Origin of the sequence: Pseudomonas sp. PSB18 (assembly GCF_014596565.1) — a bacterium.
In the GTDB taxonomy this organism is placed as follows: domain Bacteria; phylum Pseudomonadota; class Gammaproteobacteria; order Pseudomonadales; family Pseudomonadaceae; genus Aquipseudomonas.
Genome location: NZ_NOIN01000003.1, coordinates 710,852 through 726,272, shown reverse-complemented (window position 1 = coordinate 726,272; position 15,421 = coordinate 710,852). Strand labels below are relative to the sequence as shown.

Annotated in this window: 15 protein-coding genes; 11 read left to right on the top strand and 4 right to left on the bottom strand. The window is 60.2% G+C overall.

Going from position 1 to position 15,421, the window contains the following annotated elements; all coding sequences use genetic code 11:
• Positions 1 to 12: 12 nt before the first annotated feature.
• The 5 genes from CGA22_RS10970 to gntB all read left to right on the top strand — a co-directional run bounded on the left by CGA22_RS10970 (position 13) and on the right by gntB (position 5,764).
• Positions 13 to 1,074, top strand: a complete 1,062-nt coding sequence (locus CGA22_RS10970; protein WP_041022006.1) for a threonine aldolase family protein — start codon at positions 13 to 15, stop codon at positions 1,072 to 1,074.
• Positions 1,071 to 2,375: a hypothetical protein gene (locus CGA22_RS10965; RefSeq protein ID WP_041022005.1), complete on the top strand. Its 1,305-nt coding sequence runs from the start codon at positions 1,071 to 1,073 to the stop codon at positions 2,373 to 2,375. Before CGA22_RS10970 ends, CGA22_RS10965 begins: the two co-directional genes overlap by 4 nt.
• Positions 2,372 to 3,586, top strand: a complete 1,215-nt coding sequence (locus CGA22_RS10960; RefSeq protein WP_223194726.1) for an MFS transporter — start codon at positions 2,372 to 2,374, stop codon at positions 3,584 to 3,586. The genes CGA22_RS10965 and CGA22_RS10960 overlap by 4 nt, the downstream gene beginning before the upstream one ends.
• Positions 3,583 to 4,698: an aminotransferase class V-fold PLP-dependent enzyme gene (locus tag CGA22_RS10955; RefSeq protein WP_188258583.1), complete on the top strand. Its 1,116-nt coding sequence runs from the start codon at positions 3,583 to 3,585 to the stop codon at positions 4,696 to 4,698. The genes CGA22_RS10960 and CGA22_RS10955 overlap by 4 nt, the downstream gene beginning before the upstream one ends.
• A gap of 79 nt (positions 4,699 to 4,777) precedes the next feature.
• Positions 4,778 to 5,764: a guanitoxin biosynthesis L-arginine gamma (S) hydroxylase gene (gntB, locus tag CGA22_RS10950; RefSeq protein ID WP_041024874.1), complete on the top strand. Its 987-nt coding sequence runs from the start codon at positions 4,778 to 4,780 to the stop codon at positions 5,762 to 5,764.
• A gap of 74 nt (positions 5,765 to 5,838) precedes the next feature.
• On the opposite strand, the gene CGA22_RS10945 is transcribed toward gntB, so the two are convergent.
• Both CGA22_RS10945 and CGA22_RS10940 read right to left on the bottom strand, forming a co-directional pair.
• The gene (locus CGA22_RS10945; protein ID WP_024781087.1) at positions 5,839 to 6,183 is read right to left on the bottom strand and encodes a cupin domain-containing protein; all 345 of its coding nucleotides are present in this window, start codon (positions 6,181 to 6,183) and stop codon (positions 5,839 to 5,841) included.
• Between the two features lie 100 nt (positions 6,184 to 6,283).
• Complete coding sequence (locus tag CGA22_RS10940; RefSeq protein WP_041024873.1) at positions 6,284 to 7,168, bottom strand: LysR family transcriptional regulator; 885 nt, start codon at positions 7,166 to 7,168, stop codon at positions 6,284 to 6,286.
• A gap of 227 nt (positions 7,169 to 7,395) precedes the next feature.
• On the opposite strand from CGA22_RS10940, the gene CGA22_RS10935 reads away from it, so the two are divergent.
• Entirely contained in the window at positions 7,396 to 8,160 is a 765-nt protein-coding gene (locus CGA22_RS10935) for a sulfite exporter TauE/SafE family protein (RefSeq protein ID WP_041024872.1), read from the top strand.
• On the opposite strand, the gene CGA22_RS10930 is transcribed toward CGA22_RS10935, so the two are convergent.
• On the bottom strand, positions 8,150 to 8,461 hold the full coding sequence (locus tag CGA22_RS10930) for a putative quinol monooxygenase (RefSeq protein ID WP_041024871.1): 312 nt from the start codon (positions 8,459 to 8,461) through the stop codon (positions 8,150 to 8,152). The genes CGA22_RS10935 and CGA22_RS10930 overlap by 11 nt on opposite strands.
• A gap of 200 nt (positions 8,462 to 8,661) precedes the next feature.
• Here CGA22_RS10930 and CGA22_RS10925 point away from each other — a divergent pair, with 200 nt between their 5' ends.
• The 3 genes from CGA22_RS10925 to CGA22_RS10915 all read left to right on the top strand — a co-directional run bounded on the left by CGA22_RS10925 (position 8,662) and on the right by CGA22_RS10915 (position 11,196).
• Complete coding sequence (locus CGA22_RS10925; RefSeq protein WP_041024870.1) at positions 8,662 to 9,252, top strand: NAD(P)H-dependent oxidoreductase; 591 nt, start codon at positions 8,662 to 8,664, stop codon at positions 9,250 to 9,252.
• 48 nt (positions 9,253 to 9,300) lie between these two features.
• Positions 9,301 to 10,206 carry a LysR family transcriptional regulator gene (locus CGA22_RS10920; protein ID WP_041024869.1) on the top strand — a complete coding sequence of 302 codons (906 nt, stop codon included), beginning with the start codon at positions 9,301 to 9,303 and terminating at the stop codon, positions 10,204 to 10,206.
• A 96-nt stretch (positions 10,207 to 10,302) separates the two neighbouring features.
• Entirely contained in the window at positions 10,303 to 11,196 is an 894-nt protein-coding gene (locus CGA22_RS10915) for an NAD-dependent epimerase/dehydratase family protein (RefSeq protein WP_041024868.1), read from the top strand.
• 179 nt (positions 11,197 to 11,375) lie between these two features.
• Here CGA22_RS10915 and CGA22_RS10910 read toward each other — a convergent pair whose 3' ends face one another.
• A complete protein-coding gene (locus CGA22_RS10910) occupies positions 11,376 to 12,821 on the bottom strand; it encodes a SulP family inorganic anion transporter (RefSeq protein WP_041024867.1) in 1,446 nt (481 codons plus the stop codon).
• Between the two features lie 362 nt (positions 12,822 to 13,183).
• Between CGA22_RS10910 and CGA22_RS10900 the strand changes: the two genes are divergently transcribed.
• Together CGA22_RS10900 and CGA22_RS10895 are read left to right on the top strand one after the other, a co-directional pair.
• Positions 13,184 to 14,533, top strand: a complete 1,350-nt coding sequence (locus CGA22_RS10900; protein ID WP_041024866.1) for a gluconate:H+ symporter — start codon at positions 13,184 to 13,186, stop codon at positions 14,531 to 14,533.
• Between the two features lie 27 nt (positions 14,534 to 14,560).
• Complete coding sequence (locus CGA22_RS10895; RefSeq protein ID WP_041024865.1) at positions 14,561 to 15,421, top strand: MurR/RpiR family transcriptional regulator; 861 nt, start codon at positions 14,561 to 14,563, stop codon at positions 15,419 to 15,421.

The window sequence follows — 15,421 nt, the reverse complement described above, 5'->3', positions numbered from 1 at the left end:
CGGAGCATTTTCATGTTTATCGATCTCAGAAGCGATACGGTAACCAAGCCAACGGAAGGCATGCGCAAGGCGATCTATCAGGCTGAAGTGGGCGATGACTGTTTCGGTGAAGACCCGACGGTGCGTGCACTGGAAGAATACTGTGCCCAATACTTCCAGAAGGAAGCGGCGCTGTTCACCTCTGGCGGCACGTTGAGCAACCAGTTGGCTATCAAGGCCATGACGAACCCGGGCGACGAAATATTCCTGGACGCCTCCTACCACATCAATTTCTATGAATCCGCCTCGACATCGGCCTTTTCCGGGGTCAATTTTTCGCTTTCAACCCACGACAGCGGGTTGTTCACGGTCAGTGACCTGGAAAAACTCCACGCTTCCAAATGCCGTTGGAGCCAGAACTACGCCCTGCCACGGGTGGTGGTGATCGAAAACACGCTGGGGTGCAAAGGCGGCGCGATCTTTCCTTTGCAGCAGATGAACGATGTCTTCGCCTATGCCCAGGATATCGGCGCCTATCGTTACCTGGATGGCGCTCGCATCCTCCATGCGTCTATCGCATCCGGCATTGATGTAACGTCGTATACCGACAATGCCGATCTCTTGTCCATGTGCCTGTCCAAGGGCTTGGGCGCGCCGATCGGTTCGATCATGGTGGGTTCCCAGGACCTGATACAGCGAGCCAGGAAATACCGTAAATGGTTCGGTGGCGACTTGCATCAGGCCGGCATGATGGCGGCTGCCGGGCTTTATGCGATGCACAATCATGTCGAGCGCCTGGCTGAAGACCATGAGCACGCGGCGCTGCTGCATCAACTGCTCAACGACATCGACGAGGCGCCCGCTCGCTATAAGGGTACCAATATGGTGACCCTGGATATTGCCTCGCTGGAGATTACCCCGATGCAGTTCGCGGGCTACTTGCGCAAGCAAGGCGTGGGTGGGTTGCCTTATAACGCCAGGGAAATGCGCTTCATGCCGCATATCAACATTACCCGCGACGATATCCACAAAGCCGCCGGTGTTATCAAGGACGCTGTCCGCGCGCTCAGTCAGGCCGGGGAGACGATCAAGTGATCTACAAGAAAAATGTCGTCCTGATCGTCGATGCCTATTCGATCGGCAGCCTGATCGCGCCCGCCTTCATCTCCCGTGGATTCGACTGCGTGCATCTGCGTTCGACTGCCAACGTCAACGAGTTCTACAAGCCCTGGTTTCGTCCCGCCGATTTTATCGACGACATTCTCTACAGCTCGGACGCCGAGTTGCGCCAGGCCTTGTCCGACTACTCGGTCCAGTTTGTGCTGGCCGGCTGCGAGTTCGGTGTGGAACTGGCGGCTCACCTGGCCGAATTGTTCGACGTTACGCGACGTAATGATCCGCGCCATGCCATTCGCTGGCGCGACAAGTTTGAAATGCATGAGGCGCTGCAGCAGGCCGGCGTGCGGTCGATCAGGCATTTCAAATCGGGATCGTTGGCGGCCATTCAGGAATGGGTCAAAGAACACAGAATCCTGCCCGTGGTGTTGAAGCCGATCAAAAGCGCAGGCTCCGACAATATCCACATCTGCACTTGCGAGAGTGAGGTCGAGCGGGCATTCGAGGCAATCAAGTCGAGCCGGAATCTTTTTCTCGAAAGCAACGAAGAAGTCTTGGTCCAGCAGTACCTGGATAACTCGGATTTCAAGTCGGAACTGTCGGCGAGCAAGTCCAGCGACGTGGATATCGAGTATTGCGTCAACACCGTAAGTGTCGACGGCCAGCACTATGTCAGTGAAATCATCCGCGTCTATCGCACGCGGATTGGCGATTCGCCGGTGCACGACTACAACCAGTTGATGTGCCCGGTGGACAATGCCGATGTCTACGCTCGCCTGTCGGATTACATTTTTTCCGTGCTCGATGCACTCGGTATCCGGCAAGGGGTCGGCCACAGCGAACTGATGATTGTCGACGATGAGCCCGTACTGCTTGAAACCGCGGCACGCATGCCGGGCGGTATCGATCTGTCGGCTTATACCCGGGCCCTGGGGCATAACCAGTTGAGTCTGTGGATCGACTCGCTGGTCAACCCCCAGGCCTTTCTCGACTACCGCCTGCGGCCGAGAACCCGGCTCTACTTCCATTCGAGCTGTGTCTTTCTGATCGCTCGGCAGGCCGGCCAGATCAAGCGGGCACCTGAACTGGCGCGGTGGAAAGCGATTCCGGGAGTGCACAGCATCAAGATCCAGGATGAGGGCATGCTCAAGGAAACCGTGTCCCTGGAAAACTGCCCGGGCCACGTTTTCATCCTCGGTCATGATCGAGCGGCCATCCAGAAAAGCATCGAGTTGCTGCGTGAGGATGAGCCCGGCGTCTACAGGGCCATGCTGGCATGAACGACGTTTCAGGAGAGCTGGTGATGCAGGACGGCGCCAAAGTCTATACGAGGCCCGTGATTCTGCTGCTGTCGGCGACATTTATCCTGACCGTTGCCCGGGCGCTGGCGCTGCCCTATCTGGTCGTCTATTTCTCCCAGGTGTTCGGCCTGGGGGTGACGGATATCGGTCTGGTGGTGGGCGGTGCGCTGATCGTCAGCTCCCTGCTGGGGGTCTACGGTGGTTTTCTGGTGGACAGGTTTTCCAACTATCGGATCCTGCTCGGTGCGGCCACCCTGTTTGCCTTGGCATTTGCCGTGGCCTACCAGGTTGCCAGCCTGGTGCCGTTCATCATCGCGATCGTGATGGTGAACCTGTCCTATGCGGTGATCGATATCGCCGTGAAGTCAGGCATAGGTTTCCTGGTGATTCCCGATAAAAGGGGAAGCGTATTTTCCATGAAGTACACGCTGACCAATGTCGGTTACGCCATCGGTCCGTTCTTGGGCGTGGTGTTCGCCAAGATAAGTCCCGGCTTGCCCTTTGCGGTTTCGGCGATGATCGGCGTGGTGTTCGTGGGACTGTACAGCCTGTTGGGCGAGCGTCTTCCCCGGGGAGCGAGCGCGGAGCGTCCGAACAACGACTTTACCCGTGTGCTGGTTCATCTGGCGCGTAATTACCGGCTGGTCTGTTTTACGATCGGCGGCGTTCTCAGTGCGATCGTATTCGGACAGTTCACCGCCTATCTCTCGCAATATCTGATCGTGACCAGCGACCCGGAAAACACCTACCGGATCATCAATTACCTGGTCACCACCAACGCGTGCGTGGTCATCGGTCTGCAATACCTGATCGGCTCCAGGATCCATCAGAACAACCTGTTTCGCATGTTGCTGCTGGGCATGTTGTTTTTCATCACCGGGCTTCTGGGGTTCGCTTATGCACAGGGCTGGATGGTCTGGGTGGCTGCCATGATCATTTTCACCGTGGGGGAAATCATCATTATCCCGGCGGAATACCTGTTCATTGACTACATCGCACCTGAGGACATGCGGGGCGTGTACTACGGCGCGCAGAACCTGTCCAACCTGGGGGCGGCGCTGGGGCCGGTATTGTGTGGCGCGGTGTTGGCGTTGTATGCGCCCAAGACCATGTTCTACGTCCTGTCGCTGTGTGTGGTCGCGGCCAGCGTTTTCTATTTCCTGGGCTCCAGGCGCGGAGGGGGTCGATGATTCATTTCAACACAGCCGGTTCGGGGCTCATGTCCAGCGAGACGCTGGTTAAGATGCAGCGTTATTTGCAGGAAGAGTTCGAGTTGGGCGCCTATGAAACCGAACTGAATCATTCGCCCGTACTGGACACCGAGGTCTATGAAAACATTGCCCGGTTGCTGGGCGCCGATGCGCGCAACATTGCACTGTTCGATGGGGCGACAAAGGCCTGGGTAACCGCGCTGGAATCACTGACCTGGACCGAGGGGGCGCGGGTCCTGGTCACGCCTTACGAATATGCGGGCAACCTGATTGCATTGTCCACGTTGCAGCGCCTGCACGGGGTGGTGGTCGAAGTGATGCCGTTGCTGGCCGATGGCAACCTGGACCTGCAATGGTTGGTCCGGAACATGAGCGCCGAGGTCAAGCTCGTCTCGCTGGTCCATGTGCCTTCCTGCTGCGGCATCGTCAATGACATCGTGGCGGTGGGTAACATTCTGCGCGATTACCCCAGCCTGTACTTTGTCGATGCCTGTCAGTCGGCGGGCATGCTTGCACTGGATGTGCGGGCCATTGGCTGTGATGTGTTGACGGCGGCCGGCAGGAAATTCCTCTGTGGCCCGAGAGGCACGGGGTTCGCCTACCTTTCCGAGCGCTTCCTGGCCTCCGCGCAACCGCGTTTCACCGATCTGGGCCGGGCCAGTGTCGATCTATCCGGCAAGGTCCATCGGCGTATCGACGATGCCCGTGGTTTTGAGTTTGCCGAACGCAACAACGCGGCCGTGGTGGGCTTGAACCAGGCCATCAAGGAGCGCTTGTCGAGTGCCTACGGTGAGGAGTCCGAACTCTACCGGAGTCTTTTCCAGCGTTTAGCCCGGATGCCCGACGTTCACTTGATCGCGCCGGGTACGCATCATCAAGGAATCATTGCTTTTACTCATGCCCGCTGTGCGGCGACGGAAGTCGTCGGCTACCTGCGCGCCCGAGGAGTCAACGGTTGGCCGGGGTATGCCTCCCATACCCCGTACTTCATGTTGAAGCAGGGGCATGAGCGCTTCGTGCGAATCTCCATCAATGCCCGGAACAGCGTTCGCGAGGCTGATGAATTCATCTCTTTGCTGGAGCAGATATAACCCGGCGCAGGGCACGAAACTTCTCGCAAGAACCGTGGGCGTCTGTAGTGATCACGTTGAATCTAGAAAGGGAATTCTGATGAACGATATGACCAGGTTTAATCCTTCAGCTGAACTGAGGCAGCGCTTACGGCCCCTGTACCACAAGGATAACTGGCACTGGCTGGTTGCCCTTGGCGCGGACCTGATGGTCATTGCCTCGGCCATCTACCTGAGCCATCTGTATAACTTTCTGTATCCGCTGGCGTTGCTCTTCATTGGCTCTCGACAGCGCGCCCTCGCATCGCTTTTGCACGAAGCGGCGCACATGACCCTGGCCCGGAGCAAGATGCTCAACAAATGGGTCGGCGAATACGTGCTGGCCTATCCCATCTTCCAGAACTACGAAGCGTACCGTCGCTCCCATGTGCAGATGCATCACCATCATCTGGGTGATCAGGACAAGGATCCCGACCATCGCTTCTATATCGAATCCGGCCTGTATGAAGCCCAGGATCGCCTGGATTTCCTGTCCCGGCACCTGTTCAGGAGTGTCACGCTGGTCAACACCTACAAGTATTTCCTCTACCTGGTGAAGAATCGTGCCGGTGACATCCTCGCCAACCCGCTACAGGGCGTGAAGCTTCTGGCGGTGCATGGGGTCATCCTGCTGCTGTTGAGCTATTTCGCCGGTCCATGGGGCTATGTCCTGTTCTGGCTGATTCCTTACTTCACGGCCTTCCAGGTGATTGGCTGGTTCTCCGAAATTTCCGAGCACTTCGGCATGTTCGGCGTGTACAAGGAGGAGGTAAAACTGACGCGCAATCGCTTCCCGACCCTGCCCGAAAGACTGTTCATTGGCATGCATGGCGATAACTATCATCTGACCCACCATCTGTTTGCCGGTGTGCCGTTCTGGAACCTGAAGCAGGCGCACCAGATCTTGATGGACGATGAGAGCTATGCCGCCGCGAACCGCGGCTGTGGAGGGATTTTCACGGCGAGGGGAGAAGCGCGGTCCAGCATCCATCAGATACTGGAGGCGTATCGAAGCGGCAAGATCAGCGCCATCAACGTTACGGTGTAGCGGCGGGTTGTGGCACTGCGCTGTGTTCGCATCAGGCGAGCACAGCGCATCGGTCGCAGGTGTATCGAACCGCGTCAGGCGAAGACGAAGTATTTGCGCACGGTTTCAACCACTTCCCAGGTACCTTTCATCCCTGGCTCGATGACAAAGATGTCACCGGCCCGCAAATGAATGGGTTCCATGCCTTCCGGGGTGATGATGCAGTAGCCTTCCTGGAAATGGCAGTATTCCCACTTCACGTATTCCACGTACCACTTGCCCGGCGTGCAGATCCAGGTGCCCATGATCTTGCTGCCATCTTCGCTGGTGTAGGCGTTGAGGTTGACGGTATGCGGGTCGCCTTCGAGCTTTTCCCATTTGCAGGCATCGAGTACGGGCAGCGGATGGGTATCGCGCAGAACGGTGATAGGTGCGGTCATGTGGACTCCGGGCATTGGACGTAATCTGAAGAGGCACCCTATAGACGTCTGCGATCCGCCAGTTGTCTGTGCTCGACATCGGGCTACCCAGAAACGCAAATCAATGTTCGGACAGATGCAGGGCGAGAGCCTTGGCGTAGGCCGGCAACGCCTCGAAATTGCGTGCCGCCAACAGCAGGGCCCGTTGTGCCCAGGTCTCGTGCAGCGGCACGCACCGGTACGACCGCCCGGCGGGGCGACGTTCGATGGCGGCCCTTGGCACGATAGCGATACCTGCGCCGTGGGCCACCATCCGAATCATCCCATCGAAACCGTCGGCGCGAATGCGGATCCGCATGCGCAGTCCGGTGTGCAGGGCTTGCTCTTCGAGGTACACCGCCAGGGCGTTGGAGGCGTTCAGGCCGACATAATCATGGGCGAGGGTTTCGCTGAAACTTACGGCGCGGCCATCGGCCAATGGATGTTCGGACGGTAGGATCAATACCAACGGATCATTACGAAAGGGCCGGGTCTGAAGGTCATCGGTGTCGACTGCGTCGGATACTACGCCGAGGTCTGCCGCACCCTGGCGCAAGGCATGGGTGATGCGCGAGCTGGGCAGTTCCTGCAGGTCGATGTCGAGATTGGGGTGGTCCTTGAGGAAGGTGGCCAGCAACTCGGGCAGGTATTCGCTCATGGCGCTGGTGTTGCACAGTAGCCGCACCCGGCCTTTGACCCCCTTGGCGTACTCCGCCAAATCCTGCTGCAAGTGCTCCGCGTGTTGCAGCAATACCCGGGCATGCTGTGCCAGGGCCTTGCCGGCCGCTGTGGGCGTTACGCCACGCCGCCCGCGTTCGAGCAACCCGGTTCCCAGGGACGCTTCCATGGCACGAACCCGCGCACTCGCCGCCGCCAGGGACAGATGACTGCGGGCTGCACCGGCGGTGATGTTGCCGGTGTCGAGGATGTTCAGGTAGAGGCGCAGGTCGGTGAGGTCGAAGTGCATGGGGGATCCTGTGCCGGGTTTTGTGGTGTCTGATGGATTGCCATCGCGAGCAGGCTCGCTCCCACAGTGATCGGTTTGAGCACAAGACTTGTGTTCACCCTGTGGGAGCGAGCCTGCTCGCGAAGGGGCCAGGAACACCACCAAAGTCTTCAGCCTCTTGCTGAGCAAGAGGCTGCCTCAGTATATGACAGATTTCCAAACAACCCGCCTGGGCCCAGGATAGCCCCATGAACACATTCATCGCTTTCTACCAGAACCTGGGCCCAGCGCTATCCCTGCTGGTCATCGCCACGTTCCTGCTGGCCGGCACGATCAAGGGGGTGATCGGCCTCGGCCTGCCGACCATCTCCATGGGGTTGCTCGGTCTGGCTATGGCACCGGTTCAGGCTGCCGCATTGCTTATCATCCCGGCCACTTTGACCAACCTCTGGCAACTGGCCTTCGGCGGTCACTTGCGTACCTTGATCCGGCGCCTGTGGCCGCTGTTGCTGGCGATTTTCATCGGCACCGGCGTTGGTACGTTGTGGGTCGGCATGGCTGGCGGGCCTTGGGTGGTGCGGGCCTTGGGGGGCGCGTTATTGGTGTATGCCCTGAGTGGGCTGGCGCTGCCGACGCTTCGGATCAGTAGCCACCTTGAACCTTGGCTCGCCCCGCTCTGCGGGCTGCTGACCGGCGTCATCACATCCGCCACGGGCGTGTTTGTCATTCCTGCGGTGCCTTATCTGCAAGCACTGGGCTTGAGCAAGGACGAGTTGGTGCAGGCCCTGGGTCTGTCTTTCACGGTGTCGACAGTGGCCCTGGCGGCCGGCCTGTTGTGGCGCGGCGCCCTGGGCGGGGGGGAACTGAGCGCATCGCTGCTGGCCTTGGTGCCGGCACTGCTGGGGATGTGGCTGGGACAGTGGTTGCGCCAACGGATCAGCGCCGTGCTGTTTCGGCGGGTGTTCTTCATTGGCCTTGGCGGCCTCGGCGCTCACTTGCTGATCAGCGGCTAGACGGCGCACTCAGCATCTCGACGCGGCGAATCTCGAAGTCGCGTTCCAGGTAATCCATACGGTGTTCAAAGAACTGCTTCATGTGCGGCAGATTCGAATGCACGTCCAGGTGGGCCTGGGATTGCCAGATTTCATAGAAGATAAACAGCGTCGGGTCCTGTTGGTCCCGCAGCATGTGATATTCGATGCAGCCCGGTTCGGCGCGACTCTGTTCGACGTAGGCGCGAAACAGTGCTTCGAAGGCTTCGGCTTTTTCCGGGCGGGTCTTGGCGTGGAGAATAAAACCATGCACTTCGCTCATTGCGTGTCTCCTGAATGACGATGCATTGAATCCTACGGCAACAATCGGCAGGTGATTCGTGCATATAAGTCAAATCAGTTTTGCCTTCGCAGCGCTTACTCCGCGCGAGGCTCATCGGTAGTCTGCCCCCCAATCATTTCCAACCTTTCCATTCGGCAGCCCTGCGACGGTGCTCGCCGTGGAACCCGATGAGGCTTCCCATGAAAAAAGTCCTGCTGCTCAACGGTGGTAAACAGTTCGCTCATTCCGACGGCCGCTATAACGCGACCCTCCACGACACGGCTCTCAGTGTGCTGGACCGTGGTGGCCTGGACGTCAAAAGCACGTTCATTGACGGTGACTACGACATCAAGGAAGAGGTCGCCAAGTTCCTCTGGGCCGATGTCGTCATCTATCAGATGCCGGGCTGGTGGATGGGAGCGCCATGGACCGTGAAGAAGTACGTCGACGAAGTGTTCACCGAAGGTCATGGCAGCCTCTACGCCAGCGATGGCCGCACCCGCTCCGACGCCTCGCAGAAGTACGGCAGTGGTGGCCTGGTGCATGGCAAGCAATACATGTTGTCGCTGACCTGGAACGCTCCGCAGCAGGCCTTCGATGATCCGACCGACTTCTTCGAAGGCAAGGGTGTGGACGCGGTGTACTTCCCGTTCCACAAGGCCAACCAGTTCCTGGGCATGACCGGCTTGCCGACCTTCCTGTGCGTCGACGTGATGAAGCGCCCGAACATCGAAGCCGATGTGGCGCGGTATGAACAGCATTTGATCGAGGTGTTCGGCCTTTCGCGGTAATCCGGCTACTCTCGCCGCATTGACTGTGCATCCCATGAGAGGACATTTGTGAAAGCCAGATCCGACGAGTTGCAGATCTTCGTCTGCGTGATCGAGTGCGGGTCGATCTCCGCCGCCGCCGAGCAGGTCGGGCAGACGCCATCGGCGGTCAGCCGCACGTTATCCCGGCTGGAGGCCAAGCTCGACACCACGCTGATCAACCGTACCACCCGACGCATGGACCTGACGGAGGAGGGCCGGTATTTCTTCGAACAGGCCAAAGGCATTCTCGACCAGTTGGAAGCGTTGGAGGAGCGCTTGTCCTCTCGCCAGCAAAAACCTTCAGGGCGGTTGCGGATCAACGCTGCGTCGCCGTTCATGCTGCATGCCATCGTGCCGCACATCGATGAGTTCCGCAGGCTCTACCCGGACATCCAGCTCGAGCTCAACACCAATGACCTGATCATTGATTTGCTGGAGCAGAGCACCGACGTTGCCATCCGCATCGGCGTCCTCACCGATTCGACGTTGCATGCCCGTCCCCTGGGTTGCAGTCCGTTGCATATCCTGGCCAGCCCGACCTATCTGGAGCAGCGCGGTACGCCTTCAACCGTCGCCGAACTGGCAGAGCATGCATTGCTGGGGTTTGCCCAGAATGACGGGCTCAACCAATGGCCCCTGCGCCATCTTCACGGCGACCGCTGGCCCATCCAGGCGGCCATCAGCGCGTCCAGTGGCGAAACGGTGCGCCACCTGGCGCTGCAAGGGCAGGGCATCGCCTGCCTGTCGGACTTCATGACCCGCGACGATATCCGTGCCGGCCGATTGAAGGTGCTGCTGGCCGAAGCCAATAGCGGATACCGCCAGCCGATCAACGCGGTCTACTACCGCAACTCTCAACTGGCATTGCGCATCCAGTGTTTCCTGGATTTCATCCAGGACAAGCTCGCTGAATACGCCTCGCGGGATTCGTGACTTCAAGGCAAGAGTGATTTGGGCAATGTGGACTGTTTCGCCAAGGATCGGTCCTCGATACTCGTTCCATCACTGATCCTGCCAAGGAGTTTTTCCATGAACGTATTCGTCACTGGCGCTGCCGGTTTTATCGGCGGCTCCATTGCCACTGGTCTGGTTCGGGCCGGGCATCAAGTCATCGGTCTGGTGCGCAACGCCGAGCAGGCGAGAGAGCTCACTGCCCTGGGTATCCAGCCGGTGATCGGCACTCTGGAAGACAGCGCGCTGCTGACTGGACAGGCCAGCGCTGCCGATGCGGTGATCAATGCCGCCAGCAGCGATCATCGTGGCGCGGTCGAAGCGCTGCTCAAGGGCCTCAGGGGCTCGAACAAGGTCCTGCTGCACACCAGCGGTTCGAGCATCGTCGGCGATGCTTCTGGGGGGCTTGCCAGCGCTGATATCTATCAGGAGAACAACCTGCCGGAGCCCACCGTCGACAAGGCTGACCGTGTCGCGATCGACAACCTCGTCCTTGACGCGGCGAAGGACGGCGTGAACTCGGCGGTGATCTGCAACACCTTGATCTACGGTCACAGCCTGGGCGTCAACCGTGACAGCGTGCAACTGCCGCGCCTGCTCAAGCAGGCGCGTAAAAGCGGAGTGGTGCGGCATGTCGGGCCGGGACGGAATATCTGGTCCAACGTGCACATCGAAGATGTGGTCGAGCTGTACCTGCTCGCCCTGACCCGCAACCGGCCTGGCATGTTCTACTTCGTTGAAAGCGGCGAGGCCTCGTTCCTCGACATGACCACGGCCATGGCCCGGGCGCTGAACCTTGGCGAACCCCAGGACTGGCCGCTGGCCGATGCCGAGGCCGAGTGGGGCTATGAAATGGCCAACTACGGCCTGGGCTCCAACAGCCGCGTGCGAGGCCAGCATGCCCGCGAACTGCTGGGCTGGGCGCCGAAGCGGACGTCGGTGGTGGAGTGGATTCTCAATGAGATGGTGTAAGACGTAGCACTTAGCCCTGTGGGAGCGAGCTTGCTCGCGAAGGCGTCAGGCCGGTCAATCCTGGATTGGCTGATGCACCGCTATCGCGAGCAGGCTCGCTCCCACAGTTGTTTAGCGACGACCACAAAATCCCGATCCTGCCCGGTCCCCTGTGGAGCGAGCCTGCTCCCACGGTTGTATCAGTCGTGATGCACGCCGGCGCGCTTGAGCATCTGCTTGCAGCGTTCCGAGAGGTGGAACACTCGGAGGTGTTTGCCAGCCTTGCTGTAACGGTCACGCAGGGTCTTCAACGCGGCGATGGCCGAGTAGTCGACGAAGCTCAGATGACGGCAATCCAGGGTCACCTGAATTGGATCATTGGCCGGGTCGAATTGGTTGAGAAACGGCGTGGTCGAGGCGAAGAACAGTGTGCCGTGCAGGCGATAGAGTTTGCTGCCGTCGGCCTCCAGATGGGTGTCGGCGTAGAGTTCCCGGGCCTGTTGCCAGGCGAAGTTGAGCGCCGCGACGATGATGCCGCACAGCACTGCCACGGCCAGGTCGGTGAACACGGTGATGACGGTCACGGCAATGATGACCAGCACATCATTCGCCGGCACCTTGTTGATCACCCGCAGCGAGGCCCAGGCAAAGGTCTGCTGCGCCACGACGAACATCACGCCCACCAGGGCAGCAAGCGGGATGCGCTCGATCAGTGGCGATAGGAACAAGACGAACAGCAGCACCATCACCCCGGCCACCGCACCGGACAACCGACCGCGTCCACCGGAACTGAGGTTGATCACCGTCTGGCCGATCATGGCGCAACCGCCCATGCCGCCGAACAGGCCGGAGGCGATATTCGCCGCGCCGAGCGCCACGCACTCGCGGTCCGGATAACCGCGGCTTTCGGTGATTTCATCGGTCAGGTTCAGGGTCAGCAGGGTTTCCAGCAAACCGACCAGCGCCATGATCACCGCATAGGGCAACACGATCTGCAGGGTTTCCAGGTTCCAGGGAATGTCCGGCAAGGCAAAGTCGGGTAAGCCGCCGGCAATGTGCGCCATGTCGCCCAGCGTGCGGGTCGGCAGGCCGAACAGGTAGACCGTCAGGCCGACGCCGAGAATCGCCACCAGGGCCGGTGGCACGCTGCGGGTCAGGCGTGGCAACAGGTAGACAATGGCCATGGTCAGCGCCACCAGGCCCACCATCCAGTACAGCGGTGCGCCACTGAGCCAGGTTTCGCCGCGCTTGAAATGCTCCAGTTGGGCCACCGCAATGACAATCGCCAGGCCATTGACGAAGCCGAGCATCACCGGGTGCGGCACCATGCGCACCAGCTTGCCCAGCCGCAACAACCCGAATGCCATCATGAGCAACCCACCCAGCAATACCGTGGCCAGCAGGTACTGCACGCCGTGCTGCACCACCAGCGCGACGATCACCACCGCCATCGATCCAGCCGCACCTGACACCATGCCCGGCCGTCCGCCAAACAGTGCGGTCAGGGTGCAGATGACGAAAGCGCCGTACAGCCCCATCAACGGGTTGAGGTGGGCCACCAGGGCGAAGGCGATGCATTCGGGGAGCAAGGCGAAAGACGTGGTAAGGCCGGCGAGGACGTCGGCGCGAAGGCGTGCTGGTTTCATGGTTTACCTGACTGGGCGCCGGTTGGGAGTCGGCTGCCGGGGGGACGTGGTGCAAAAAGCAGAAGGATGGTACGCAATTGCCGGGCGTAGGAACAGTGGACCTGTGGGGGCAAAGCTTGCTCGCGATCCAGACAAGTCGGTCAGCAACGGCATTGGCGGGTCTGCCGCTGTCGTGAGCAAGCTTTGCTCCCACAGGCATGAAAATCTTGCGGTGGATTTTCATGGCGGCTGCTTCGCAATGTCCGTCAGCGACACGTCTTACCCAGGCGCGAAAGTTATTTTCAAAGCATTTGAAGATTGTTCCTTGAAATGATTTATGAGTTTCACAACTCATAGACGTGACCCTGTTCAAGGAGTACCGCATGGCACCTGCTTTCGGTTATTGGCTCTTGGTCTACGCGGCCATCGCCATCATTGCGCTGATCGTCCTGATCGCCCGCTACCGGCTCAATCCGTTCATCGTGATCACCCTGGTCTCCATCGGCCTCGCGCTATTGGTGGGGATGCCGCCGTCGGGCGTGGTGGGCGCGTATGAGGCCGGTGTGGGCAAGACGCTGGGGCACATTGCGCTGGTGGTGGCCCTGGGTACGATGCTCGGCAAGATGATGGCCGAGTCCGGCGGTGCGGAGCGGATGGCGCAGACCCTGATCGAACGCTTCGGCGAGCGAAACGCCCATTGGGCGATGGTGTGTATCGCCTTCCTGGTCGGGCTGCCGCTGTTCTTCGAAGTCGGTTTTGTGCTGCTGGTACCCATCGCGTTCACCGTCGCCCGGCGCGTGGGCGTGTCGATCCTGATGGTGGGACTGCCGATGGTCGCCGGGCTCTCGGTGGTCCATGCCCTGGTGCCGCCGCATCCGGCAGCAATGCTGGCGGTGCAGGCGTTCCAGGCCTCGGTGGGGCAGACCTTGCTGTACGCGATCCTGATCGGCATCCCCACCGCGATCATCGCGGGTCCGCTGTATGCAAAATTCATCGTGCCGCGCATCCAGTTGCCGGCAGAGAACCCGTTGGAACGACAGTTTCTCGACCGCGAGCCTCGCGCCAGGCTGCCGGGTTTCGGCATCACCCTGGGGACCATCCTGCTGCCCGTGATCCTGATGCTGATCGGTGGCTGGGCCAACCTGATCTCTACGCCGGGCAGCGGTTTCAACCAGTTCCTGCTGTTCATCGGCAACTCGGTGATTGCGTTGTTGCTGGCGACCGTCCTCAGCTTCTGGTCCCTCGGCCTGGCTCAGGGCTTCAACCGCGAGTCGATCCTCAAGTTCACCAACGAATGCCTGGCACCCACGGCCAGCATCACCTTGCTGGTAGGGGCCGGTGGCGGCTTGAACCGGATTCTGGTGGACGCCGGGGTCACGCAACAAATCGTCGGGCTGGCCCAGGAATTCCAATTGTCGCCACTGGTCATGGGCTGGCTGTTCGCCGCGTTGATGCGCGTCGCCACCGGTTCGGCCACGGTGGCGATGACGACCGCCTCGGGCATCGTCGCGCCCGTGGCGATCGGCCTGGGCTATCCCCATCCCGAGTTGCTGGTACTGGCAACCGGGGCCGGGTCGGTTATCTTTTCCCACGTCAACGACGGCGGTTTCTGGCTGATCAAGGAATATTTCAACATGACCGTTGCCCAAACCTTCAAGACCTGGACCGTGCTGGAAACGCTGATCTCCCTGGTCGCCTTCGGCTTGACCCTTGGGCTCGCGCGTTTGCTCTGAGCGCAACGCAACCACACAGGAGCCGTCATGGACATCCTCTACCAGATCCGCGCTCGTCAGGATTCCTTTAGTGCCGGCGAAGGACGAATCGCCAGGCTGATGCTCGACGACGTAGGATTTGCCGCCTCCGCCAGCCTGGACGACCTGGCCCGGCGCGCCGAAGTCAGCAGCGCCACGCTGTCGCGCTTCGCCCGTACCGTCGGTTGTCGTGACCTGCGGGACCTGCGCCTGCAACTGGCCCAGGCCAGCGGGGTCGGCAGTCGTTTTCTCGACCCCGCAGGCGCGCCCGAGCAATCGGCGTTTTATGGGCAGATTGTCGGCGATATCGAAGCCACGTTGCGTCAGCATCTGTCGGCGTTCGAAGAGACGCGGTTCGCCGATGCCGTGCGGATGCTCGGCAAGGCACGGATGATTCATGCGTTCGGGCTCGGTGGCTGGTCGGCGTTGTGCAGTGAGGAGTTGCAGGTGCGTCTGGTACGTTTCGGTTATCCGATTGCCGTGTGCCGCGACCCGGTGATGATGCGCATCACCGCCACCTCGTTGAGCGAGGCGAATGTGCTCATCGCCTGCTCGCTCACTGGCATCACCCCGGAACTGCTCGGTGCAGTTGAATTGGCGCGGAGTTACGGCGCCGCGATCCTGGCGATCACCCGGGCCGACTCCCCGCTGGCCCGATTGGCCGATGTCGTGTTGCCTTTGCAAGGCGCCGAAACCTCCTTCATCTACAAACCTACGGCGGCGCGCTACGGCATGCTGCTGGCTATCGATGTGCTCGCCACCGAACTTGCGTTGGCAAATCCCGAAGACAATCAAGAGCGCCTGCGCCGAGTCAAACTCGCCCTGGACGACTACCGTGGCGGCGACGACGACTTGCCGCTGGGAGACTGA